This is a genomic window from Methanolobus profundi (assembly GCF_900114835.1).
Taxonomy (GTDB): Archaea; Halobacteriota; Methanosarcinia; order Methanosarcinales; family Methanosarcinaceae; genus Methanolobus; species Methanolobus profundi.
Map to the genome: position 1 here is coordinate 19,061 of NZ_FOUJ01000004.1, position 21,834 is coordinate 40,894.

The following is a 21,834-nucleotide window of genomic DNA, read 5'->3' on the forward strand; positions in this document are numbered from 1 at the left end:
CGGAAAGATAAACATGGACCGCGGGCATCTGTACAAAGGATACTTTTATAACCAGTAATGCATATGTAAGGGTGGCAGGCTAGTCCGGGTAGGCCGGCGTTACCTGTAACCCGAAATCGCCGATATGCGGGGGACGAAGCCTGGAGAAGATGTTTGGATCACTTTCAAACCTGTAATTTCAACTAAGAAGCCCCGTCCTGCTTGGATGACGTTGATATAAGTGCTTGTTGGAGAACTTGTTCTTATACCTTAACTGTGGGAACCAGCCGAGGCCCGGAAGGGAGCAGGCCTACCATAGACAATCGTCGCTTGGAGGGCTGCGGGGTGGAGAAGAGACTGCAGACCACCTGGAAGTGTGAAAGATAACGACTCTGGGCGTGCCTGTCACTTAAATCAGGAAAACGTTAAATACCTGAATTGCGTTTAGGGATGAACACGACTGTGACGAGATAGCCAAGCCCGGTATGGCGCAGGATTGCTAATCCTGTGGTGCTTTGCGCCTCGGGGGTTCGAATCCCCCTCTCGTCGTACTCTTTTTCAAATAAAGTAACAAATTCCAGTGACCACCATATTACTAATGCATCCTTCGACAAAGAACCTAATAATGATAAGGGGCAAATAGAACAATGATGTCAGAAAAAACAATTATCCCTTTATTGAACAAAGAGGAAACTGAACCTCAAGGTAACCAGAGCGCATGCACTTCCTGTGGTAGCGGAGGATGTTGCGGCGGTTTTGGGATAAAGGCAGGCTCCGAAAAAGATGTGGTGTTCAGGAACATATTCCTTTACACGGCCATGGGAGTAATAATGTTCACTGTCGCCTACCTAATCACAAGGATCATGGCATGGATCAGCGGATGATAGATCTTCGTTTGATGCAGTAAAAGGATACCTTTTGATACTCCCGCATTCAAGACAGGTCATAAGAATATAACCATTCTTGAGACGGGTCCGTGAATTACTGCCTGGAACCAGCAACGAACCACAATTCCTGCAGAAATTCCTTTTAAGATCAGCAGGTATGCTCACTCGATGCCTCATCCCTATCTTCCTTGCAAGAGAGACATATCTTTTACTTCTATTAGGAGAGGCAGGAAACTCTTCTTTTGCAAGAGTAAAGAGATACTCTATACGTTCCATGGCAATGTTTCTGGCCACTGCCTTGTTCTTCTTTCTGGATTTTGCCATGATCATTACATCCACTATTATATGAGTGACAGAATTCTCGTACCAGGAGACTTATCATTTACCAGTGTTTTAAATTGATCTACCGGAACAACAGGCCCATCGTCCTGAGAATATCCTATTGGAACAACTATCTGAGGAGACATTAAAGATACTGCATCCGCTGCAACCATAGCATCCATTGTACCATTTCCACCTACTGGAAGAAGTGCAACATCAATTGAACTGCCCCCTAGTTCAGGAACAGCACATGTATGGCCGGCATGGTAGAAGGTAAGACCACCCAGTACAAACACATATCCTACACCAGGACCAGATGAAAGCTTGTCATTGCAGGAGTCATATGCTGCAACCACTTCTATGTCAACGCCCTTGATGCTTAGTTCACCTGTGAGGGAATCATCTTCCATCACTCTTCGTGCATCTCCCCTGAACTGCAGACCCATTTGTTCAGGAATAAGGGTCGTACAGTCAGACTTTCTGACCTTACGAATTGAATCGGGATCACAGTGACCGAACCTCTCATGAGTGATAAGAAGAAGGTCTGCCATATCATCTTCAGAGACATTACCCTCTATTCCGGAAGGATCAATATAGACCACCATATCATCCGCTTTTATCATAAATCCTGCATTGCCAATCTTTTTTATAAAAACACCATCAATCGTTGTGCTGTCCAAGATATCACATCCCTGTTCAATGAATACACAAATGAGACTAGACCCATATCTAATTGATGATAGCATAAATAATGTGCATTGAACATCCAGACAAATAAAGTAACAGATACATGAGGAAATAACTGCTCAGCCCGGACAAAAAGAACTAAATGTACCAAGGATAAGGGATTAAGGGAACATGAAAGAGAAGAAGATCAACATACTTTGTTCAGCTGCCGATGCAGCCAGCCAGAACATAAAAGAGCATTTGCTCAGGAAAGAGGATTGGCAGGCGACCTCTGAACTTCCAAAAGACTGGAAAGACCTGCTAACTGTCTATGAGGGCATAGATCACAGAATAATAGAGATCAAAGGGCACCACATATACGAAGACAGGATCGATGAGAAGATGAGGAATGCTGGATATGACACAGACCTTATTATAGTGGCCTCAAAACACAGGAGCAAAGATGGAAGATCCGTCCTTACTGCACATTTCACAGGAAACCCTAATTCGGCAGATTTTGGAGGAAGACCACGGGAACTGTCGGTCCCGGCACCAAAGACCATGTGCTCGATCCTGAAGAACATGGAAAAAATGGCAAAGGGAACTAAATATGCCATTAACATGGAATCCACACATCATGGACCTACAGATATGACCACACCAATGGTGTATGCGGAGATCGGAAGCGGAGAAGAACAATGGTCAGACCCTGTAGCAGGAGATATCGTTGCCAGAGCCATATTGAAAGCAAGACCACAGGAGCTCCCGGTAGCAATAGGATTTGGAGGAGGACACTATGCTGCAAGGCAGACCGAGCTGATACTTGAAGCAAACGTTACTTTCGGACATAATTTCCCTGACCACCAGCTCCCACACGTAGACAAGGACATGATCATCCAGGCATTTGAGAAAACAAATGCAGATTTTGTCTATTTCGACAGGAAGTCAATGAGCTCAAAGGAAAGAAAAAGACTCACAGAGATCATAACTGACCTTGGATACACATTATTAAGAGAGAACGAGATCAAAGAGATCAAAGGACTTCCATGGGACCTCTTCGCCAGGATCAAGAGAAAATGTGAAGAGATCGACCCTGAATGCCGGCCCAGAATAACTCAACTTTTCAGATATACTTTTGAAAAGATGGCCTGCAACACAGAATATATGCAGCATCCGGACATTTCTGTTTGTATTCTGAACGAGGAACTTCTTCATGGGTGCATAAAAGCAGATAAAAGCAGAACGATCGACGTTTTAGAGCAGAATGCACCAATATACATGGAGAAGAAGAATGGAACCATTTCAAACTATGTCCTGGGCATCGGCAAAGATGCAAAAACTGCTATGCAGAACGTCACAAATGAATGCATTAAAATACTAAAAGAGCATTATGAAATTAAATATATTCCTGATGAGAATATACTTCAGATAATAAGTAAAAGATTCGATCCAAATGCAGCAAAGGAATTGGGCATACCACCAGGACCAATGTTGGGCGAACTGGCAAAGGGTAATTCTGTTGTTGTGGACGGAAAGATGATCGATCCAGAAATGGTCCATAAAAGAAAGATCAAGGAAATCTTACTGTCCAATTAAATATATATAATCATACCTGTAATCCAATATACGATTTTCATTTGAGGGAGAAAAAGAATGAGATCCATAGTAGAAGAGGCACTTGCAAGGTCTGAACAGGAGGCAAACCTCCGCGGCCAGGCCACACAGAATCCGGAGCATAAAGATATAAACGCAGAATTAGAGGAAATGCTGCGCCAGTTACATACCAATATAAAGGTCATCGGCTGTGGAGGTGGCGGTTCCAACAGCACACAGAGAATGGTCGATGAAGGTATCAAGGGCGCAGAGTTCATTGCCATTAACACAGATGCTCAACACCTCCTGAACATCAAGGCTGACCAGAAGATACTCATTGGAAAGAAGAAGACAAGAGGTCTTGGAGCAGGCAGTCTTCCACAAATAGGAGAAGATGCTGCACTGGAAAGCGTTGATGAGATAGCAGAAGTTGTGAACGGCAGCGATATGGTATTCATTACATGCGGACTTGGCGGAGGAACCGGTACAGGATCAGCACCTGTTGTTGCAGAAGCTGCAAGGGACGCAGGAGCACTCACCATAGCAGTGGTCACATTACCATTCAGTGTAGAAGGACAGGTCAGAAGGACAAACGCAGAAGCAGGTCTTGAAAGACTGAGAGATGTTGCTGATACTGTTATAGTAGTTCCTAATGACAAACTTCTTGAAGTTGTTCCAAGACTCCCATTACAGGCTGCATTCAAAGTATCCGATGAAGTGCTCATGAGAGCGGTCAAAGGTATCACCGAGCTTATCACAAAACCAGGACTTGTTAACCTTGATTTCGCTGATGTAAGGACCGTCATGCAGAATGGTGGTGTCGCAATGATAGGCCTTGGCGAGTCTGATGGTGAGATGAAAGCTGTAGAATCTGTGCAGAAAGCACTTCGCAGCCCACTTCTTGATGTAGACATATCAGGTGCAACATCCGCACTTGTCAATGTAATAGGCGGACCTGACATGACGATCTCAGAAGCAGAAAGTGTCGTTCAGGAAGTATACAACAGGATCGATCCCGAAGCAAGGCTCATCTGGGGAGCACAGGTCAATGATGACCTTGAGCAGACCGTCCGTACCATGATAGTAGTAACCGGGGTAAAGTCACCTCAGATATACGGCCATGGCGGAGCCAAGAACGTAACAAGGAAATACGGAATCGATTTCGTTAAATAGAATACATCCCTTTTTTAACATGAGACCTGTTGATTGTACCCTGCATTATTTTGCCAGGGTCCAATCGAAAGGTATTTTATTAAAGACGTTGTTTTGAAGGCTCTACAGATTACCTAATAGTAAATTCTGACATAACTTACGGCTTCAAAATATACGAATGTAATATAAACGATCATAACCGGTTGTGAAGTACTTTGGCAGAAGATTCATTCGATCTAAGTAAAATCAATAGCGCTAGCATAAACCAATCCCTTAAGACATATCTAAGGGTCCTCAAACTTACAAAGAAACCATCAAGAGAGGAATTTATCACCATAGCCAAAGTCGCTGGGCTTGGTATCCTCGCTATCGGTTTTTTAGGATTCATTACATATGTGTTATTGGTAGAGATGCCTAAATGGGTGTAATTATGACCACAGAGTCTGCAATATTCGTAGTAAAGACCACCGCGAATCAGGAACGTTCTGTAGCAAATATGATCACATTATCAGCTAGGAAAGAACACCTGGACCTCAGAGCGATCCTTGCTCCTGACGAGCTAAAAGGATATGTACTGATCGAGGCAGTTTCACCTGGTGATGTAGAGCAGGCAATACAGACAGTCCCTCATGCCAGAGCACTGGTCAAAGGACAATCCTCGATCGAGGAGATATCACACTTCCTCACTCCAAAACCAACAGTAACAGGCATATCAGAAGGTGCTATCATTGAGATAACATCTGGTCCGTTCAAGGGCGAGAAGGCTCGTGTTAAGAGAGTGGATGAAGGCCACGAGGAGATAACTGTAGAACTGTTCGATGCAGTTGTACCGATACCTATAACTATTCGCGGTGATACTGTAAGAGTCCTCAGGAAAGACGAGGAAGGAAACGTCTGAGAACCTAATTTCCTTATATAATATTTATACAATTCAATGGTGATATTCAAATGGCAAATGTTGTTGAAGCATTGGTCCCAGGAGGAAAAGCAAATCCAGGTCCACCACTTGGCCCTGCACTTGGCCCTCTTGGAATTAACATAAAAGACGTGATCGACAAGATCAATGAAAAGACAAAAGATTACAATGGGATGCAAGTCCCGGTCAAAGTAATAGTAGCAGATGATAAGAGCTTCGAAATAGAAGTCGGAACTCCACCAACATCAGCACTCGTATTACAGGAAGCTGGAATCCAGAAAGGATCCGGCGAACCAAACACTGTAACCGTAGGAAACATAACAATTGCACAGGCAGCAAAGATCGCACGCATGAAGAAGGACGATATCCTCTCATACGACCTTAAGGCTGCTGTGAAAGAAGTCCTCGGTTCCTGTGTCCCTATGGGCGTAACCGCTGAAGGCATGACCGCAAAGGAATGCCAGAAAGCTATCGACGAGGGACAGTTTGACGATGTATTAGCACAGGAAGCATGGTAATACCATGCTTTAACCAATAACTTTAATATAAATACTGGTTATTGGAGTGCCACTATAGACAGAGAGATGGCCAACTGGCCTGATACTCTAAACAGATCCGTAGTAGACCGTAACGGTCCTGCCTGAACCTAGAGTTCACACTACGGGAGGTAAAGAATGGCAGACGAAACAACAGTAGAAGCTATAAAAAAGTTATTAGCTGAATCACCAGAAAGGAAATTCCCTGAAGGTGTGGAACTTGCTATTAACTTAAAGAATCTGGATATGAGTCAGCCTAAGAACCGTGTTGATGAAGAGATATTACTTCCACACGGACTAGGTAAAGACCTCAAGATCGCAGTATTTGCGAAAGGTGAGGTTGGTCTCCAGGCTAAAGAAGCTGGTGCAGAAAGTGTTTTCTCCGAAGAGGATCTTGCAGAGATGGCAGAGGACAAAGCACGCGCAAGATCAGTTGCAAATGAATTCGACTTCTTCATTGCAGAAGTCCAGTACATGGCACAGATCGGTAAGGCACTTGGTGCTATCTTAGGTCCTAGAGGAAAGATGCCAACCCCATTGCCACCAGGAAAGAACGTGGGAGATCTTATCAACAGCGCAAGAAGCTCAATAAGGGTAAGATCAAAGGACAAGCTCACTTTCCACGTATCCGTTGGCCGCAGGGACATGGATATCCAGAAACTTGCAGAGAACATAGAAACAGTCCTTAGCAGAGTGGAAGGTGCCCTTGAAAAAGGTAAGCACAACGTAAAGTCTATTTATATTACTTCCACCATGGGTAAGTCAGTGAGGGTGCTATAATGGAAGAAGATCACCACAGCAGCCACATCCCACAATGGAAAAAGGACGAAGTTGAAGAGATAAAGGAACTCATCAATGAATACCCCATCATGGGAGTCATAGGTATTGGTGGAATTCCTGCAAAGCAACTTCAGAAGATGAGAAGGGACCTTAAAGGCAAGGCTGTTTTGAAAGTCGCAAGGAACACTCTTATCAGAAGAGCAATTGATCAATCCAGTGACGATGTAAAGGAAATGGACCAGTATGTCGATGTACAGACTGCCCTTGTGTTCACAGAACAGAATCCTTTCAAGTTATTCAAGACACTGGAAAAGAGCAAGAGCCCATCTCCTATCAAAGCAGGTGCTATAGCACCTCGTGACATCATTGTCGAGAAATGCGAAACATCATTCCCACCAGGCCCAATACTTGGAGATCTACAGGCAGCAGGTATACCTGCAGCTATCGACAAGGGCAAAGTGGTAATCAAAGAGACAAAAGCCGTAGCAAAGGAAGGCGAAGCAGTTTCACAGAAACTCGCTGCAATGCTTACAAGGCTTGAGATCTACCCAATGGAAGTAGGTCTTGACCTCAGAGCAGCCTTAGAGAACGGACTGGTCTTCACACCAGATGTACTCGCGATCGATGAGGACAAATTCTTCTCCGATATCGTACTGGCAACGCAGCAGGCATTCAACATGTCCGTGTTCGCAGCATATCCAACTGCAGAGAACATCAAGACACTTATTGCAAAGGCAACAACAGAGTCACGCAACCTCGGTGTCAACGCAGTGGTACTGGAACCAGGTATTGTCGATATACTTCTTGGAAAAGCACAGTCAGAAATGCTTTCAGTTGCATCCATTGCATCTTCTAACAATGAAGAAGCAGTTGACGATGAACTGAAAGAAGCACTCGGCGCAGCAGCAAGTGCAGCAGCCGTTGCAACAGAGACTGTAGAAGAAGCAGTTGACGAGAAGGAAGAAGAAGAGGAAGAAGAGTCAGCAGAAGAGGACGGAATGGCCGGTCTTGGAGCTCTCTTTGGATGATCATAATTTACGAACTACAGAATTTACATTGATAAAATAAAAGGTGATTTCACATGGAATACATATATGCAGCACTTTTACTCTACAAAGCAGGTAAAGACATTACAGAAGAAGCAGTTACAGCAGTACTTCAGGCAGCAGGCGTAGACGTTGACGACGCACGTGCAAAGGCACTCGTTGCAGCTCTTGATGGCGTAGACATCGAGGAAGCAATGGCAACCGCAGCAGTCGCAGCAGCACCAGCAGCAGCAGCAGCACCAGCAGCAGCTGAGGCAGCACCAGCAGAAGAAGAAGCAGCTGAAGAAGAAGAAGCAGCTGAAGAGAGCGGCATGGCTGGTCTCGGAGCACTCTTCGGATAAACAACCTATTTCTTGTCCGCCTTTGTGCGGACAAAACATTCTTTTTTTAATCAGCTTTCCTGAAAAGCTGGCATTTTACATATGATTTGATATATTCCTCATTTTCAAGGACCAGATCACTTTCTCTGCAAATATCAGGATAGTGGTTGTTCCAGCTCTCCGGAGTTTCCTTGAACATAAAAAAAGGAAGCATCATTACAGTATCCAATCCAAGTATAGGCTTTGCACAATCGACTATAGCAAAGTAGGAATCATCTTTTAGTATCCTGGAGACTTCCCTGATAGCACCTTTACGCACATCCGAAGTCGTCTCACAGAAGGCCACAGACGTCACTACAAGGTCAAAGGAAGAATCAGCAAATGGAAGCATGTCCATCGTCCCTTTGTAAAGATTAAGCGATATATCTGCCCTTGCGCCCTTAGAGAATGCATAACCAAGCTGGGTACTGGAAAGATCCAACCCATGTATACTAACATCGTTTTCAAGCCTCCTGGAAACCGCCAGACCTACTGATTCGGTCCCACAGCCCAGATCAAGGACAGACATCCCCTTTTGGAGAGGAAGAGCAGCAGCTACCTGCTCATAATAAGTACGACCAAAGCCAAGCATTGTTGCAAAGAGATCATAATGCTTCCCACCAAAGAACCAACCAAAATTATTTCCTTTTTTGTGATTGATCTCCAAACCCCCCATAATACAGATGATCAGCAGAAGCAATAAACATGCACCCGTCTAACTCCCAATAAATAATATGATTCTAACCCTACATATATTTTGCAACCATTCCAGAGACATATTTATGAATCAGGAATTCTTCACAAACATCACAGCGAACAGGAAAATGGCACTTGTAAACCCAATAATACCCATCACAGGCAGGTAGCCATCCCCATTAATAACAAAGTATGAAGAGGATAACAGAATTCCCAGCAGGAATGTGTACTTTGCAATAGAATCTATCGTCCTGTATTTCCGGATCTCATCGGTCTTCTTCTCGAACCTCTCGATCTTGTAACCACGGATAGTTTCAATTACATCATTTACGCCCTGAGGAAGTTCCTTGATGATCTCCAGATACCGGTCACCTTCCAGTTGCAGATACTCGAATGCCTCGAATGGAGAATACCTTTTCATCAGAACCTTCATGATGACAGGTTTAGCATTTTCCAGCAGATTGAACTTTGGATCGAGCTCAAGACAATTAGCTTCGATGAGAATCAGAGCCCTTTCCAGTGTTGAGAACTCAGTTGGAAGGGACAGGTCATACTTCAGACCAAGGGTCGCATAATTATCACTCTGGCGTTCACCGGATGAATAATTCTGTTTCGATATGATGTCATCAAGGTCCAGCTTAAAGCGGCGTATGTTGATATCTTCTTTATTGACACCGGTGATCTTCATAAATGATTCAAAGACAACATCCAGTCTCTTCTTGTAAATACCATAGAAAAGATTGAGCATATTACGCCGGAGCTCATCATCGATAGTGCCCACTGCACCAAAGTCGATATAGGCAATTCCATCTTCCTGCAGTATTATGTTCGAACTATGAGGATCAGCATGATAGAAACCATCAATATAAACCTGCTTTAGATAACTTTTACTGATAATGTCTGCATACCACTTCTTCCTTTCAGGAGATACTTCTGAAAGCTTTCTGATGGTGACACCTTCCATATAATCCATGATGAGAATGTTCTCGTTTGAAAAATCATCATATATATGTGGAACATGAACCTCATCAACATCTGCAAAATTCTCTTCGAAGCGCCTTATATTCCTTGCCTCATTGCTCAGATCAAGTTCACGGTTCAGAAGCTCACTGAATTCATAAAGGAAGCCATCAATATCGAAATTCTTCCCAAGGCCAATAGCCTTTACAATAAGAGGTTTGATGTCCCTTAGTATAGCAAGATCAAGGTTGATGGTATCTAGTAGATCAGGCCTTGTTATCTTTACAGCAACCCTCTTCCCATTGAGCTTCGCCTCATATACCTGAGCAATAGAAGCACATGCTATAGGTTCAGTGTTGAACTCATCGAATATATCAAGAACATCGATATTCGAACTTGAAAGTGTCTCATTTATCTCTTCAGGACCGATACTGCAGCTAAAGCCATCAAATGCTACTTTCATCGTATCGAATCCAAGAGGATTTACATTATCCTGAAGATTACCAAGTTCCTCTATATAGATCGCAGGGACTATATCAGGCCTTTTGCTCAGTATCTGGCCCAGCTTTATAAATGTAGGACCGAGTTCCTCTAAGGCTTTTCTGAGCTTAACTGCCTTTTCCCGATTCTTAGAATCAATTACACAGGGATTTCTCCTGTTGGAGATATAATATTGATTTACTTCGCTATACAGAAGACTGAATAGATTATATTTTGAGAATACCCTAAGAATAGTTATATACCTGCGGATCTTCCGGAGCATCGTTACTATGTTGACTCTTGTACTAGATATAGATTGGCTTCATTCTAATAATTCTTAATTCCACATGACCAGAAGACAGAATTTCTTTGTTCTGAAGCAAATTCCCATTTAATAGAATAAATAAAAAAATATTAGTGTTCAGTAACACCAAACAAGTATTTATAACAAGATCCTTATGTAGAATGAAAAAGCTCCCTGTCAAAAACAGGCTTTTTGGCCGGTTGAGATACCTGTACGTGACCACAATGACCGAAAAACCTATCGTCCAGTTAAAAGGAGTATCCTATTTTTACGCAAGCAGCAAGACAAAAGCTCTCGACAACATCGATCTTGACATCTATGCTGGAAAGAAGATCGCGATCCTTGGAGCTAATGGTGCCGGCAAATCCACTCTTTTCAAACATCTCAACGGCATACTCAAACCTGCAGCTGGAGACATACTCGTAAAGGGTGAGCCAATATCAAAGAAGAACATCAGGACAGTACGCCAGACAGTAGGGATAGTGTTCCAGAACCCTGATGACCAGATACTTGCACCTACGATCGAGCAGGATGTTGCATTCGGTCCGATAAACATGGGACTTGATGAGGAAGAGGTTGAAAAAAGAGTAAAGAAAGCACTGGAACTTGTCAACCTTTCAGGTTTTGAGGAGCGTTCACCCCACCACCTCAGCGGCGGTCAGAAGAAGCTTGTTGCCATTGCAGGAGTACTTGCAATGCAGCCGGAAGTTGTCGTATTGGACGAGCCCACAGCAGGACTTGACCCATTGAGTGCTGAGAATATCATGAAGATAATAGATGGCATGAACAAGAAGTTCGGTATCACTGTCATCCTCTCAACCCATGATGTGGACATCGTTCCTCTTTTTGCAGATATTGTCTACATCATGCACCACGGCAGAATAGAAGCCAGTGGAACTGCCAGAGAGATATTCAAAAAGCACGAAGTTCTTGAGAATGCACATCTGAGAATGCCACGTATTGCAGAGGTTTTCGAACTACTGCAGGAATCCGGCATGGATGCCGACATAATGATCACACCACACGATGCAAGGGATGAGATAATCCGACTGGTGGATAACAGGAAATAAAAGGTCTGCCCATGGAGATCACACTCACTGATATTGAAAGGGAAGCATACAAGGACAGCCCTGTCCACAGACTTGACGGAAGAGCAAAGATCCTCGCAACAATCGCGATCATTGTCTTCGCAGTCAGCCTGCCACGCATGGATGAGACGAATTTCATGAAACTCGCCATCCTTGAGATATATCTCATATCACTGATGGTAATTGCAAGGTTAAATCCCCTGTACACCATCATGAGATTCCTTTCTATACTTCCTTTCGGGCTTGCCATTGTGCTGATCCAGCCATTTGTGAGACAACCTTTCATCGAGTCATTTACCGTATACCCTGTTGACCTGCCACTTGGGATCACCCTGACCTACGAAGGTATTTTCTTTGGAATGGTCCTTCTTGCAAAATATGCGGTCTGCATAACTGCCATTGTACTAATGTCCTCCACAATGAAGATGAACGATATGGTGACCTCGGCCAGGCGTCTTGGAATGCCGGCAGAGTTTACCCTGATACTTTCAATGATGGTAAGATATCTGTTCGTATTCTGGATAATACTCAAACGCATAAGAGTAGCCCAGAAAACACGTCTGTTCTACATATGGAACAAGGGCGTACCACACAGATGGATACTTGAACAGGTGGCTTACACCATAAGCTCACTTTTCATCCGCTCCTACGAACAGGGAGAAAGAACATACATCAGCATGCTCTGCAGAGGATATTCCAGTGCTCAGAAAGTATATGTCCACAAGAACAAGATAAAAAATACAGATATTCTTTTTGCAATAATAACGATCGGAGTATTATTGCTGGCTTTTACAGCCTGATTTAAAAAATAGAAATAAAAAAAGAAGAGCAAAGAAATTATTTCTTTGCAAGTTTTCCTAGTCCAAAGCTAATGCCTAGCACCAGAAGAGTACCAATAACTATGGCAAGGACCTCGCCGGTCTTACCCTGACCCTCGATCGCGTAGTCAGGCATTGGGGATTCCATGAAAGGTTCAGACTCTTCCATCTCAGCTAATTTTGCTTCATCTATAACATTTCCTGCAGCACTTTCCAGACCATCCGGATCAGAAGATGCAAGGAATGGTGCAGCAATAGCTACGAGCAGAGCAATTATTATTCCTGCGTACAGGAATTTCATATTCATACCCTTACTGACACTCACGTTCATGCCCCCACCCCATTGACACTGGTGACGGATGAATCCAGCAGGTCAGGTCTTGCTTTTTCTATTGCAATGATAACTATAGCAGTGATGAGACCTTCACCGATGAATCCAATTATAAGATGGTAAAGACCCATTGCTGCAAGTCCTGCTTCCAGAGGGAAGGTTCCTGCAACATACATCTCAACAGCACATGCCACAGAGGATACGAGCAATCCCAGCCATGCACCTACAAAGGATGCAGCTTTGATCCCAGTCTTGTTCTTCAGAGCGGCAAACGTATAATACCCGACAAAACCAGAGATAACTCCCATGTTCACGATATTTGCACCCATTGTTGTTATTCCGCCGTCTCCAAAGACAAAGCCCTGAACAAGTAATACAAGTGTGAGCACAAGAACTCCGGCCATAGGACTTCCAAATATGATAGCAACCAGTGCAGCACCGACCATGTGTCCGCTAGTTCCCATTCCTATAGGAATGTTAAGTGCCTGTATAGCAAAGATACCTGCAGCAAGTGCAGCAAGGATAGGTACTTTCATGTCATCGAGTTCTTTTCTTGCCCATTTAAGGGACATAAATATGAAAGGCAGAGCTATTACCCAGTAGATGATCGCCTGCCCCATGGGTATAAATGAATCAGGTATATGCATTTTTAATCCTCATGATGTTATAAGTAGTGATATGAAAATAATAGTATTTAGTAACACTTGTGGATACGTAATAGGATGTATATATACTTACTGAACTAACATTATTAGAAAACGTATTACTCAATTTTTGTACAACCTGGACTGTACAAAACCAAGATATATAAAAGAGAAAGTGATAGAACCAAGAGAATACCATGGCTAAATACTCACCATTCATTGCAGCAAAGGCTGTCTGGCAGATGCGGATAAGAAAACGTCCCTTCGTACTGTCACATGCCATCAATTCCAGATGTAACATGAAATGCTCTTTTTGCGAATACTGGAAAGCAGAGGGTGAGGAAATGGCACTAAGTGACATATTCAGGCTTCTTGAAGAAGCACGGGCATTTGGGATACTCGTCTATAATGCATGGACCGTTGAACCATTGCTAAGAGAGGACCTGCCCGAGATATTAGCCCATGCGAAACAGCTTGGAATGGTGACCTCGCTCATTACCAATGGACTACTGCTGGAGAAAAGGATAGATGAACTGAAAGACCTTGACTATCTCTCAGTTTCAGTTGACGGGACCACCAGTTATAAGGATATACGAGGGATCAGCCTTGACAGGATAATGCCGGGTATCCTGAAAGCTAAAAGTATAATCAAAAATCCACTTCTGCTGAACTGCGTCATCAGCGGAAAGAACCTTGATGATATAGAAGAACTCATCACAATGGCAAAAGACCTTGATGTAAAAATATCATTCGAACCCATGTACGAGTTCCAGGGAATAGAGAACAATACATGGAACGATATGGGCATAAGGGACATGGACAAATACCACAGGACAGTGGACAGGATAATAGAGATGAAAAAGGAAGGCTACCCGATCATCAACTCATACACATACCTGGAAATGGTCCGTGACCTGAGGACCGAGTTCACATGTCATGCCAATGACATAATACTGGATGTAACGGCAGATGGCAGCATCGAGAACTGCAGAGTACACCGCAAACCGATCGGCCACATCGATGATGGGATAGCCAATGTATGGAAAAGCACAAAAAAGCTTAGAAAGGACATAGCACATAACTGTAATAAATGCCTTTTCTTTGGTTATGTTGAGAACAGTCTTATGTATAATTTTAATCTCGAAGTTGCACAACACTATGAATGGATGTGAAATATTTGCATCCTATAAAGCAATACATTTAATAAGATAACACCACCAAATAATAATTAAGAGGTGGTGTATAATGTCTGAAATCCTGAAGTCCAGTTCATTAATATCTATTGTCCTGTTCACTTGTATCATACTATCATTGACCGGCCTTGCAAGTGCAGAGTCGGCCATCGGACTCTCCCCCTCGCAACTCAATGTAGAAGAGAATGAGGAGTTCACACTTGATATTATAATAACATCAGATGATAGTGTATCAGGTTGTGAACTTGAGCTTTCCTATGACCCCGGGCTTGTCAGTATAACATCGATCACCGAAGGGGATTTTTTCAAGCAGAGTGGAAAGAGTACTATATTCTCACAGGGAACAATTGACAATGATGCAGGCACTGCTACCGGCATATATTGTGCCATCATTGGTGATGATCTGCAACTCAACCCGGGAACCTTTGCAACCATTACACTTAGCTCAAAGGGAAACGCAGGGATCACTGAAATGGGTCTGAAGAATGTCATCATAACAAATTCTGCAGGTGAGAAACTACCAGTGAACATCAAAAAGGCAACACTGACCATTGGCGATGTGGAGACAGTTGCAGAAGAACAGGAAGATATCGAAATTGGAGCAGAGGAGAAACAAACAGGACAGAATACCCTTATACCGGTCATATTCGCTTTGATGTCCCTGTACTTTATCAAAAGAAAATAAGAACAAAAGATGTAGAGATCATTTGGTACTAATTATCCCGATCTTTACATCATTACCATTGTTCAGACGTAACAACTTTGATGCACTTCCCTGATTCACGGATATCTCGAAGAAACCATGACTGCCTATAAGGGAGAGCATCTTCCCTCTGGACACCTCACCATATGTGCGGAGGAAAGGCATCTGCCTTCCCGCAATGGACAATATAGTACCCTGCAGAATTGCTTTGGTGAGTTCTGCACCCGGAATATTGGTGACGATATTACCGAACTCATCTATGTACACCACTTTTGCACTGATAAAATCCTTCTCTATGATATATTCTGACAGGTCCAGCCCTACATATTCATCAGTCTTGCTTCCAAGATCATCAAGATAGATCCCTTTTGATATCTGTGCGGCCACCGGGGCAAAGATATCCCTACCATGAAATGTTGATGAGACCTCATCCGGAATGTTATCGGAACTTATCTCATAGACCTCCGGGTCCCCGAGGAGGTTGGCTGCAGGGATAAGCAGACCATTATCAGGCCCTACAAGGAATTGTCCCCCTGCACGGATAGCTATTGCTTTCCTATCAGTACCCACTCCCGGGTCGATCACAGCAACATGAATTGTCCCCGGAGGATAATACTTTACAACTGAGTACAAAGCAAGAGCACCTGCATGGATATCAGTTGGCGGGATCGAATGAGTAACGTCAACAATAGTAGTATCAGGAGCAATACTGAGTATAACACCTTTCATGGATGCAGGATAGAGCGATCCAAAGTCCGTGGTCAGGGTAATTATTGACATAAAAAGAATTTTGTTTATCCTAATATAAATATGTGCTTAGGAAATTCTGATACAAATATCATTTATTGACCTACATGGTCGAGATAGACATCAGACTGAAGTCTTATATTGACCCGGAGAGAAAACGATCTCGAACCTTGCACCTTCACCAGGAACACCGGTCTCCCTTATTCCTATCCCCGTAATAGACAGGATCTCTTTAGAAAGGAAAAGTCCGTATCCTGAACTGGAACTGCCTTTCTTGAACAATCTCTTTTTATCGGCAATACCGATACCATCATCCTGGAACACTACTAGAAGATTGTTGCCTTCCTCTTCGGTAGTAATAGTAAGATTTGTGGCATTGCTATGTTTTATCACGTTGCTGGCCAGATTATAGAACACTTTCTTTATCATAGGGTCTGTGAAAACAGAGTAATCCATTACATCTATGTGAAGGTCGATCAATGTCCGGTCTATCGACACCATGGCCCCGGTAAGAGTATCCATCAGATCGACCCACTGAGGAGCCTGGATACCTATCTCCTGATAGTCCTTGGCGAACATAACATGCCTGTCAATGGACTTCACATTAACTTTCATTCTTTCCAGTAGCATGAGAATATCCGGATCTTCCACCCTCTCCATTACCAGATACAGATATCCCTCCAGTATCATTACCTGATTAGTTATATCATGGCGAGTTATAGAACTTAAGAGATTGAGCTTATTGTTCGCCTGCCTGAGTGCTTCCGACCTCTGCTCTTTTTCAGTTATATCCTCTGCAACCACATCGACCAATATCATATTACCATTGATATCATACTGTGCCGAAAGACTGACCGAACACATGATAGTACTTCCGTCCTTTACTTTGAAAACCACATTACGGTCCTTTATCCTGCCTTCGCGTTCCAGTTCTTTCAGTAACTCAAGCCTTGCTTCCGGATAAAGGTACATATCTACAGCTGGTCTGTCCAGAAGTTCATCCTCATCATTAACACCCAACATCCTGCAAAATGCAGGATTTGCCTGGATCACACGACCATCGTCCCATGGTTCAGTCTGGATTATCCCAATATTTACATTCTCTACCAGAGAACGATACTTATTCTCACTTTCCTGCAATGCAAGCATTGCCTGATTTAGTTCACGTATCTGATCCCTTAACTGAGGATAGTAGCTCTTCCTGTGAGATGTCTCGCCCAGACCAATTATCTTGTTCCTGAACGCAGCCATCCGGTCAGCATTCTCAGAGGGCTCCATGATAAAGTTCCTCTATATCCTCTAAGGTGGCAGGACGCGGGTTTGTTGCCAGACATGGATCCAGTAATGCATTATGACTAAGGAAATCAATATCTTCTTCCTTCACGCCTATATTGGACAAACCTGGTTCAATTTCCAGATGTTCGTTCAGACCCCTTATCATACCTACAAGACTGTCTGGACCACTGTCCGTTGATGAGCTATTTCCTGACATTGCGGCTTCAAGGTCCCTGTACCTATCAGGAACCTGAGGATAATTATAAGCGACCACATGTTCCAGAAGCTGAGCATTGCATTCCCCATGGGCTGAATCCAGATAGCCACCCAGGCTGTGTGCCATTGCATGGACCAGACCCAGACTTGCGTTGGAAAATGCCAGGCCTGCATACATACTTCCCAACATGACCTTCTCCCTTACCACAATGTCGTCAGGATCATCATATGCCTTTGGAAGATACTCACTTACCAGTCGCGTAGCTTCCAGTGCGAACATGTCCGTAATGACAGATGAGGCATTCGACACATAGGACTCAAAAGCATGACACAGAGCATCCATACCCGTATCTGCTATCAGTTCCAGGCTCATGGAAGTAGTGATCACCGGATCAATAAGCGCAAGGTCTGCCAGCATGGCCTTACTGATTATGGCGAATTTCCGTTTCTTTTCTTCATCGGTGATGATAGCGAATTGTGAGACATCAGCAGAGGAACCAGCTGTTGTTGGGATGCATATGATAGGCGGAGCAGGGAATTGTACCTCGTCCACACCTTCCAGCTCCAGGACATGACAATGATTGGATGCCACTGCGCCTATGGCCTTACCACAGTCCATGGGACTCCCACCGCCCACTGCAACGATAAGGTCGCATCCTTCATCAATATAGACATCAGCCCCCTGCATAACCTCCTTAGAACGAGGATTAGGGGTTACCTTATCGTAGGTCACTACATCCAGACCTGCTGATGCAAGATTGTCTGCGACTTCACCGGTCCAGCCTGCTTTGACAACACCGGGATCACTTACCAGAAAGATATTCTTTCCTGAGAGACTGAGAGCATACTGGCCTATAAGTTCGCGTGAATCATCCCCTAATATGATCTCAGGTGCCAGGAATTTTCTGGTCATCAGTGTTCCATGCATCACACTGCCATTATCATCTACCCCTTTCATGGCCATGAAACCACAACCTTCCACACAAATTGCCTGTTACTGTTCACATAAAGTATCAATAATGAATATTCTTCCATACCAAACCCCAATAATATATTATATTGTGATATTATAAAGAGATAGCTTTTAGAAGAAAGAGTTGAAGAATTATCTACATAAAGGCAATGTAAAAGTGAAGATGCTTCCTTTTCCGGGCTCACTTTCTGCCCATATAGTTCCACTATGAAGCTCTACAAGCTCTTTTGACAGAGCAAGTCCAAGACCTGTACCCTCGTGTTTTCTTGATTCAGATGAATCGAGCTGGGTGAACGGAGTAAAAAGCTTTTTGAGACCTTCATTGTCAATACCGATCCCATTATCGGTTACAGATATATGGACATGATCGCCTTTGATGGTCGTATCGATCGATACAGTTCCCCCGTTATCTGTAAATTTTATAGCATTGCTGACAAGGTTGTAAATTATTTGTGTGAGCTTTGCCCTATCTGCGAATACACACCCTGCACCATGATCGACCGATGTCTTTAATCTGATATTTTTATCCTCCAACGCATGTTTGAAAGTAAAGAGAAACTCATTATAGAGATCCATAATAAAGACCTCCTCCCTGTACAATCTCATTTGCCCGGACTCGATCCTGGAAATATCCAGTATCTCGTTAATGATACTTAGCAGATGTTTCCCACTTTGAGAGATATTGTTGAGGTACTTATATTGCATGTCATTTATCTCTCCAGAGATACCATCAAGCATTGCATCAGAAAAACCAATTATAGAGTTCAAAGGTGTCCGCAATTCATGACTCATATTAGCAAGGAACTCGCTCTTTGTCCTATTAGCATTCTCTGCAGCGATCTTTGCCTTTAGCATCTCATCCTCAGCTTTTTTCTTCTCAGTGATATCCATTGATATGACAAGGAACCGATCACCCGGAATGCGCACAGCATGAAGTTCCATATAGAATACCCCGCCATCTTTTTTCCTGTAGGGGAACTCACCTGACAATTTGCCTTCATCATGTAACTGCTTAAAGACCCTGACATATATTTCATATCTTTCTGAAAGCACAAGGTCAGTGACATTCATTTGCAGCATCTCCTCCCTGGAATATCCGGTCTGTTTGCATGAGGCAGGGTTCACATCGATGAAGTTGCCATCGAGGTCCATTACAAAAATAGGATAAGGAGAAACTGTCACATATGTCCTGTACTTTTCCTCACTTTCACGCAATGCCTGCATGGTCGTGTTAAGTTCCTGGATCTGCTTCTGCAACTGAGGATAGTAGCTCTTGCGGTGCGATGCCTCACCCAGTCCGATTATACCTTTTCTAAGGTTATGCATCCTGTCATCTTCATCTGAAGGTCCCATTTTTAGTCCCTTTGTTCATCCATACCATAGAACAGTGGTCAATAGAAGGAGATCGCCCAATTTCCCCATCACACGTAGAACAATGTCATATAACATCATATGAGGACAAGACCCTAGCTTTTGTAGTCCCATGAAGAAACATCAGCTGATCGTAACCAAACCTTCCCATAGAACATTATAGCCATCTATTAATAAAGCCATTAGTCCATATTAAGGAAAAATACCGAGAGAAACTTGCAGAACAGGTAATTTGAGATAAGGAATAAAAAGAAAAAGAAGAAAGATAATGCCTTTCGGCATTACTTACAAAGGTCGTAGTTAGCGTTAACGATCTTAAGAGCGCAGAAGTCACCGCACATGGTACATGCATCTTCGTCGCCTGGTGATCTGCTGTCACGGGTTGCTCTTGCAAGTTCTGGGTCAAGTGCGAGTTTGTACTGTGCTTCCCAGTCGAGTTTTGCGCGTGCTCTGCCCATTGCGAGGTCAACTTCACGAGCTGTTTCTGGGTATTTGACCATGTCACCGACGTGAGCAGCGATCTTTGAGGTCTTGACACCTTCAATAACGTCTTCAAGGTTTGGAAGTGCAAGGTGCTCTGCTGGTGTTACGTAACAGAGGAAGTCACAGCCTGCTGCTGCAGAAGCTGATGCGCCGATAGCTGTTACGATGTGGTCACGGCCTGCACCGATGTCAGATACCAGTGGACCGAGCATGTAGAATGGTTTTCCACCGCTCATTGCTTTCATGAGCTTGACGTTCATCTCTACCTGGTCAAGTGGTACGTGACCTGGTCCTTCTACGATTACCTGAAGGTCGTATTTGTCGTGTGCTATCTGTGCACATTCGGAGTTGATGATGAGTTCCTGTACCTGTGCTCTGTCAGTTGCGTCTGCTACTGCACCTGCACGCATTCCGTTACCGGTTGAAAGGGTAACTTCGTGTTCCTTGAGGATCTCACAAAGATAATCGAACTCTGCGTAAAGTGGGTTTTCCTTCTCGTTGTGCAGCATCCATGTGCTCATGAATGCACCGCCACGGGAACAGAGACCACCGAATCTACCGTGTGCCTTCAACCTGTCAAGGACAATGTTGTTGATACCTGTGTGGATAGCCATGAAGTTTGTACCGAGCTTTGCCTGTTCCTCGGTTGCGTGCCAGAGATCGTCCTCTGTCATGTGGACAATGGAACCGTCCCTCTTTGCTGCTGTGATGAATGCCTGGTAGAGTGGAACTGAACCGACTGGAAGGGATACTGCGTCACATACAGCTTTCCTGATACCAAGGAAGTCTCCACCGGTACCGAGCTCCATAAGTGTGTCTGCACCTGCAGCTTCAGCAGCCTTTGCTTTCTTGACTTCCATGTCAAGGTCAACGATATCTGATGATGCACCAATGGATGCATTTACCTTGGTTGTAAGGCCTTCACCCATACCACAGATCTTTATGTCCCTGTAAGGGGTCATTGGGATTACGATCCTTCCTGACGCGATACCACGTCTAATGAACTCTGGGTCTCTGCCTTCATTCTGGGCAACGATCTTCATCTCTTCTGTGATCTTACCATTTTTTGCATCTGTAACTATTGTCATGTTTATACCTCAAGAGTAGATGTAACTTACAATAACTAGATCGTATATAATGTTTGTCAAAAAATAAACTTTAGATAAAGTCAAGTTAACTTTATAGGTGCTGATATTTAATGAAATAATTTAGAACCGGAACAATTCCATCAGACAATAATGTAATACAGTGAGTTCATTTAAAGAAAAGACAGAGACAAATACACAAATATAGAACAGACAGAGGACAAATTAATTT

Annotated in this window: 24 protein-coding genes, 1 tRNA gene and 1 other RNA gene; 15 read left to right on the forward strand and 11 right to left on the reverse strand. The window is 43.6% G+C overall.

Annotation, left to right across the window (positions count from 1 at the left end; translation table 11 throughout):
* Positions 1 to 72: 72 nt before the first annotated feature.
* From ffs to BM008_RS09500, 3 genes are all read left to right on the forward strand, one after another.
* Positions 73 to 387, forward strand: an RNA gene (ffs, locus tag BM008_RS09490) — signal recognition particle sRNA.
* 56 nt (positions 388 to 443) lie between these two features.
* Positions 444 to 528 (forward strand) — tRNA-Ser (locus tag BM008_RS09495).
* 98 nt (positions 529 to 626) lie between these two features.
* Positions 627 to 863: a hypothetical protein gene (locus BM008_RS09500; RefSeq protein WP_091936402.1), complete on the forward strand. Its 237-nt coding sequence runs from the start codon at positions 627 to 629 to the stop codon at positions 861 to 863.
* Here BM008_RS09500 and BM008_RS09505 read toward each other — a convergent pair.
* Positions 828 to 1,190 (reverse strand): ribonuclease P protein component 4, encoded by a 363-nt coding sequence (locus BM008_RS09505; RefSeq protein WP_091936941.1) that lies wholly within the window; start codon positions 1,188 to 1,190, stop codon positions 828 to 830. The genes BM008_RS09500 and BM008_RS09505 overlap by 36 nt on opposite strands.
* A 17-nt stretch (positions 1,191 to 1,207) precedes the next feature.
* Positions 1,208 to 1,867 (reverse strand): MBL fold metallo-hydrolase, encoded by a 660-nt coding sequence (locus tag BM008_RS09510; protein ID WP_281246276.1) that lies wholly within the window; start codon positions 1,865 to 1,867, stop codon positions 1,208 to 1,210.
* Positions 1,868 to 2,045: 178 nt separating this feature from the next.
* On the opposite strand from BM008_RS09510, the gene BM008_RS09515 reads away from it, so the two are divergent.
* The 8 genes from BM008_RS09515 to rpl12p all read left to right on the forward strand — a co-directional run bounded on the left by BM008_RS09515 (position 2,046) and on the right by rpl12p (position 8,217).
* Positions 2,046 to 3,449 (forward strand): D-aminoacyl-tRNA deacylase, encoded by a 1,404-nt coding sequence (locus tag BM008_RS09515; RefSeq protein ID WP_091936406.1) that lies wholly within the window; start codon positions 2,046 to 2,048, stop codon positions 3,447 to 3,449.
* Positions 3,450 to 3,506: 57 nt separating this feature from the next.
* A complete protein-coding gene (gene ftsZ, locus BM008_RS09520) occupies positions 3,507 to 4,619 on the forward strand; it encodes a cell division protein FtsZ (RefSeq protein ID WP_091936408.1) in 1,113 nt (370 codons plus the stop codon).
* Between the two features lie 224 nt (positions 4,620 to 4,843).
* Positions 4,844 to 5,026, forward strand: a complete 183-nt coding sequence (locus BM008_RS09525; protein WP_394328924.1) for a protein translocase SEC61 complex subunit gamma — start codon at positions 4,844 to 4,846, stop codon at positions 5,024 to 5,026.
* 2 nt (positions 5,027 to 5,028) lie between these two features.
* On the forward strand, positions 5,029 to 5,496 hold the full coding sequence (locus BM008_RS09530) for a transcription elongation factor Spt5 (protein WP_091936943.1): 468 nt from the start codon (positions 5,029 to 5,031) through the stop codon (positions 5,494 to 5,496).
* A gap of 50 nt (positions 5,497 to 5,546) precedes the next feature.
* Complete coding sequence (locus BM008_RS09535; protein WP_091936411.1) at positions 5,547 to 6,032, forward strand: 50S ribosomal protein L11; 486 nt, start codon at positions 5,547 to 5,549, stop codon at positions 6,030 to 6,032.
* Between the two features lie 156 nt (positions 6,033 to 6,188).
* Positions 6,189 to 6,830, forward strand: a complete 642-nt coding sequence (locus BM008_RS09540; RefSeq protein WP_091936413.1) for a 50S ribosomal protein L1 — start codon at positions 6,189 to 6,191, stop codon at positions 6,828 to 6,830.
* Positions 6,827 to 7,858, forward strand: coding sequence for a 50S ribosomal protein L10 (locus tag BM008_RS09545; protein WP_091936414.1), 1,032 nt, complete (start codon positions 6,827 to 6,829; stop codon positions 7,856 to 7,858). The genes BM008_RS09540 and BM008_RS09545 overlap by 4 nt, the downstream gene beginning before the upstream one ends.
* A gap of 53 nt (positions 7,859 to 7,911) precedes the next feature.
* Entirely contained in the window at positions 7,912 to 8,217 is a 306-nt protein-coding gene (rpl12p, locus tag BM008_RS09550; protein ID WP_091936416.1) for a 50S ribosomal protein P1, read from the forward strand.
* Positions 8,218 to 8,263: 46 nt separating this feature from the next.
* Here rpl12p and BM008_RS09555 read toward each other — a convergent pair whose 3' ends face one another.
* Positions 8,264 to 8,911 (reverse strand): class I SAM-dependent methyltransferase, encoded by a 648-nt coding sequence (locus BM008_RS09555; RefSeq protein ID WP_091936418.1) that lies wholly within the window; start codon positions 8,909 to 8,911, stop codon positions 8,264 to 8,266.
* Between the two features lie 111 nt (positions 8,912 to 9,022).
* A complete protein-coding gene (locus tag BM008_RS09560; protein WP_091936420.1) occupies positions 9,023 to 10,654 on the reverse strand; it encodes an ABC1 kinase family protein in 1,632 nt (543 codons plus the stop codon).
* Positions 10,655 to 10,899: 245 nt separating this feature from the next.
* Here BM008_RS09560 and BM008_RS09565 point away from each other — a divergent pair, with 245 nt between their 5' ends.
* Together BM008_RS09565 and cbiQ are read left to right on the forward strand one after the other, a co-directional pair.
* A complete protein-coding gene (locus tag BM008_RS09565; RefSeq protein WP_177188034.1) occupies positions 10,900 to 11,745 on the forward strand; it encodes an energy-coupling factor ABC transporter ATP-binding protein in 846 nt (281 codons plus the stop codon).
* Positions 11,746 to 11,756: 11 nt separating this feature from the next.
* Entirely contained in the window at positions 11,757 to 12,563 is an 807-nt protein-coding gene (cbiQ, locus tag BM008_RS09570) for a cobalt ECF transporter T component CbiQ (protein ID WP_091936423.1), read from the forward strand.
* 37 nt (positions 12,564 to 12,600) lie between these two features.
* Here the strand turns inward: cbiQ and BM008_RS09575 are convergent, their stop codons facing one another.
* Together BM008_RS09575 and cbiM are read right to left on the reverse strand one after the other, a co-directional pair.
* On the reverse strand, positions 12,601 to 12,912 hold the full coding sequence (locus BM008_RS09575; protein WP_245747993.1) for a PDGLE domain-containing protein: 312 nt from the start codon (positions 12,910 to 12,912) through the stop codon (positions 12,601 to 12,603).
* Positions 12,909 to 13,559, reverse strand: a complete 651-nt coding sequence (gene cbiM, locus BM008_RS09580) for a cobalt transporter CbiM (protein WP_091936425.1) — start codon at positions 13,557 to 13,559, stop codon at positions 12,909 to 12,911. Before cbiM ends, BM008_RS09575 begins: the two co-directional genes overlap by 4 nt.
* Before the next feature lie 194 nt (positions 13,560 to 13,753).
* Here cbiM and BM008_RS09585 point away from each other — a divergent pair, with 194 nt between their 5' ends.
* Both BM008_RS09585 and BM008_RS09590 read left to right on the forward strand, forming a co-directional pair.
* The gene (locus BM008_RS09585; protein ID WP_091936427.1) at positions 13,754 to 14,728 is read left to right on the forward strand and encodes a radical SAM protein; all 975 of its coding nucleotides are present in this window, start codon (positions 13,754 to 13,756) and stop codon (positions 14,726 to 14,728) included.
* 73 nt (positions 14,729 to 14,801) lie between these two features.
* Entirely contained in the window at positions 14,802 to 15,434 is a 633-nt protein-coding gene (locus tag BM008_RS09590; RefSeq protein ID WP_091936429.1) for a cohesin domain-containing protein, read from the forward strand.
* Between the two features lie 18 nt (positions 15,435 to 15,452).
* Here BM008_RS09590 and BM008_RS09595 read toward each other — a convergent pair whose 3' ends face one another.
* From BM008_RS09595 to thiC, 5 genes are all read right to left on the reverse strand, one after another.
* Positions 15,453 to 16,232, reverse strand: coding sequence for an SAM hydrolase/SAM-dependent halogenase family protein (locus tag BM008_RS09595; RefSeq protein ID WP_091936431.1), 780 nt, complete (start codon positions 16,230 to 16,232; stop codon positions 15,453 to 15,455).
* Positions 16,233 to 16,322: 90 nt separating this feature from the next.
* Positions 16,323 to 17,477 carry a PAS domain S-box protein gene (locus BM008_RS09600; protein WP_091936432.1) on the reverse strand — a complete coding sequence of 385 codons (1,155 nt, stop codon included), beginning with the start codon at positions 17,475 to 17,477 and terminating at the stop codon, positions 16,323 to 16,325.
* A complete protein-coding gene (gene ercA / locus BM008_RS09605) occupies positions 17,464 to 18,654 on the reverse strand; it encodes an alcohol dehydrogenase-like regulatory protein ErcA (protein WP_218146706.1) in 1,191 nt (396 codons plus the stop codon). The genes BM008_RS09600 and ercA overlap by 14 nt, the downstream gene beginning before the upstream one ends.
* Before the next feature lie 141 nt (positions 18,655 to 18,795).
* Positions 18,796 to 20,016 (reverse strand): PAS domain-containing sensor histidine kinase, encoded by a 1,221-nt coding sequence (locus tag BM008_RS09610; RefSeq protein ID WP_091936434.1) that lies wholly within the window; start codon positions 20,014 to 20,016, stop codon positions 18,796 to 18,798.
* Positions 20,017 to 20,315: 299 nt separating this feature from the next.
* Entirely contained in the window at positions 20,316 to 21,605 is a 1,290-nt protein-coding gene (gene thiC / locus BM008_RS09615) for a phosphomethylpyrimidine synthase ThiC (RefSeq protein ID WP_091936436.1), read from the reverse strand.
* Between the last annotated feature and the right edge of the window lie 229 nt (positions 21,606 to 21,834).

What these genes read in the sequence shown, in the direction of transcription:
- BM008_RS09530 (WP_091936943.1), top strand. Translation starts at nt 5,029, where the DNA reads ATGACCACAGAGTCTGCAATATTCGTAGTAAAGACCACCGCGAATCAG.
- BM008_RS09500 (WP_091936402.1), top strand. Translation starts at nt 627, where the DNA reads ATGATGTCAGAAAAAACAATTATCCCTTTATTGAACAAAGAGGAAACT.
- BM008_RS09515 (WP_091936406.1), top strand. Translation starts at nt 2,046, where the DNA reads ATGAAAGAGAAGAAGATCAACATACTTTGTTCAGCTGCCGATGCAGCC.
- BM008_RS09600 (WP_091936432.1), bottom strand. Translation starts at nt 17,477, where the DNA reads ATGGAGCCCTCTGAGAATGCTGACCGGATGGCTGCGTTCAGGAACAAG.
- cbiM (WP_091936425.1), bottom strand. Translation starts at nt 13,559, where the DNA reads ATGCATATACCTGATTCATTTATACCCATGGGGCAGGCGATCATCTAC.
- BM008_RS09535 (WP_091936411.1), top strand. Translation starts at nt 5,547, where the DNA reads ATGGCAAATGTTGTTGAAGCATTGGTCCCAGGAGGAAAAGCAAATCCA.
- BM008_RS09610 (WP_091936434.1), bottom strand. Translation starts at nt 20,016, where the DNA reads ATGGGACCTTCAGATGAAGATGACAGGATGCATAACCTTAGAAAAGGT.
- cbiQ (WP_091936423.1), top strand. Translation starts at nt 11,757, where the DNA reads ATGGAGATCACACTCACTGATATTGAAAGGGAAGCATACAAGGACAGC.
- ftsZ (WP_091936408.1), top strand. Translation starts at nt 3,507, where the DNA reads ATGAGATCCATAGTAGAAGAGGCACTTGCAAGGTCTGAACAGGAGGCA.
- BM008_RS09540 (WP_091936413.1), top strand. Translation starts at nt 6,189, where the DNA reads ATGGCAGACGAAACAACAGTAGAAGCTATAAAAAAGTTATTAGCTGAA.
- BM008_RS09575 (WP_245747993.1), bottom strand. Translation starts at nt 12,912, where the DNA reads ATGAACGTGAGTGTCAGTAAGGGTATGAATATGAAATTCCTGTACGCA.
- BM008_RS09505 (WP_091936941.1), bottom strand. Translation starts at nt 1,190, where the DNA reads ATGGCAAAATCCAGAAAGAAGAACAAGGCAGTGGCCAGAAACATTGCC.
- thiC (WP_091936436.1), bottom strand. Translation starts at nt 21,605, where the DNA reads ATGACAATAGTTACAGATGCAAAAAATGGTAAGATCACAGAAGAGATG.
- BM008_RS09565 (WP_177188034.1), top strand. Translation starts at nt 10,900, where the DNA reads ATGACCGAAAAACCTATCGTCCAGTTAAAAGGAGTATCCTATTTTTAC.
- BM008_RS09590 (WP_091936429.1), top strand. Translation starts at nt 14,802, where the DNA reads ATGTCTGAAATCCTGAAGTCCAGTTCATTAATATCTATTGTCCTGTTC.
- BM008_RS09560 (WP_091936420.1), bottom strand. Translation starts at nt 10,654, where the DNA reads ATGCTCCGGAAGATCCGCAGGTATATAACTATTCTTAGGGTATTCTCA.
- BM008_RS09585 (WP_091936427.1), top strand. Translation starts at nt 13,754, where the DNA reads ATGGCTAAATACTCACCATTCATTGCAGCAAAGGCTGTCTGGCAGATG.
- ercA (WP_218146706.1), bottom strand. Translation starts at nt 18,654, where the DNA reads ATGGCCATGAAAGGGGTAGATGATAATGGCAGTGTGATGCATGGAACA.
- BM008_RS09555 (WP_091936418.1), bottom strand. Translation starts at nt 8,911, where the DNA reads ATGGGGGGTTTGGAGATCAATCACAAAAAAGGAAATAATTTTGGTTGG.
- rpl12p (WP_091936416.1), top strand. Translation starts at nt 7,912, where the DNA reads ATGGAATACATATATGCAGCACTTTTACTCTACAAAGCAGGTAAAGAC.
- BM008_RS09595 (WP_091936431.1), bottom strand. Translation starts at nt 16,232, where the DNA reads ATGTCAATAATTACCCTGACCACGGACTTTGGATCGCTCTATCCTGCA.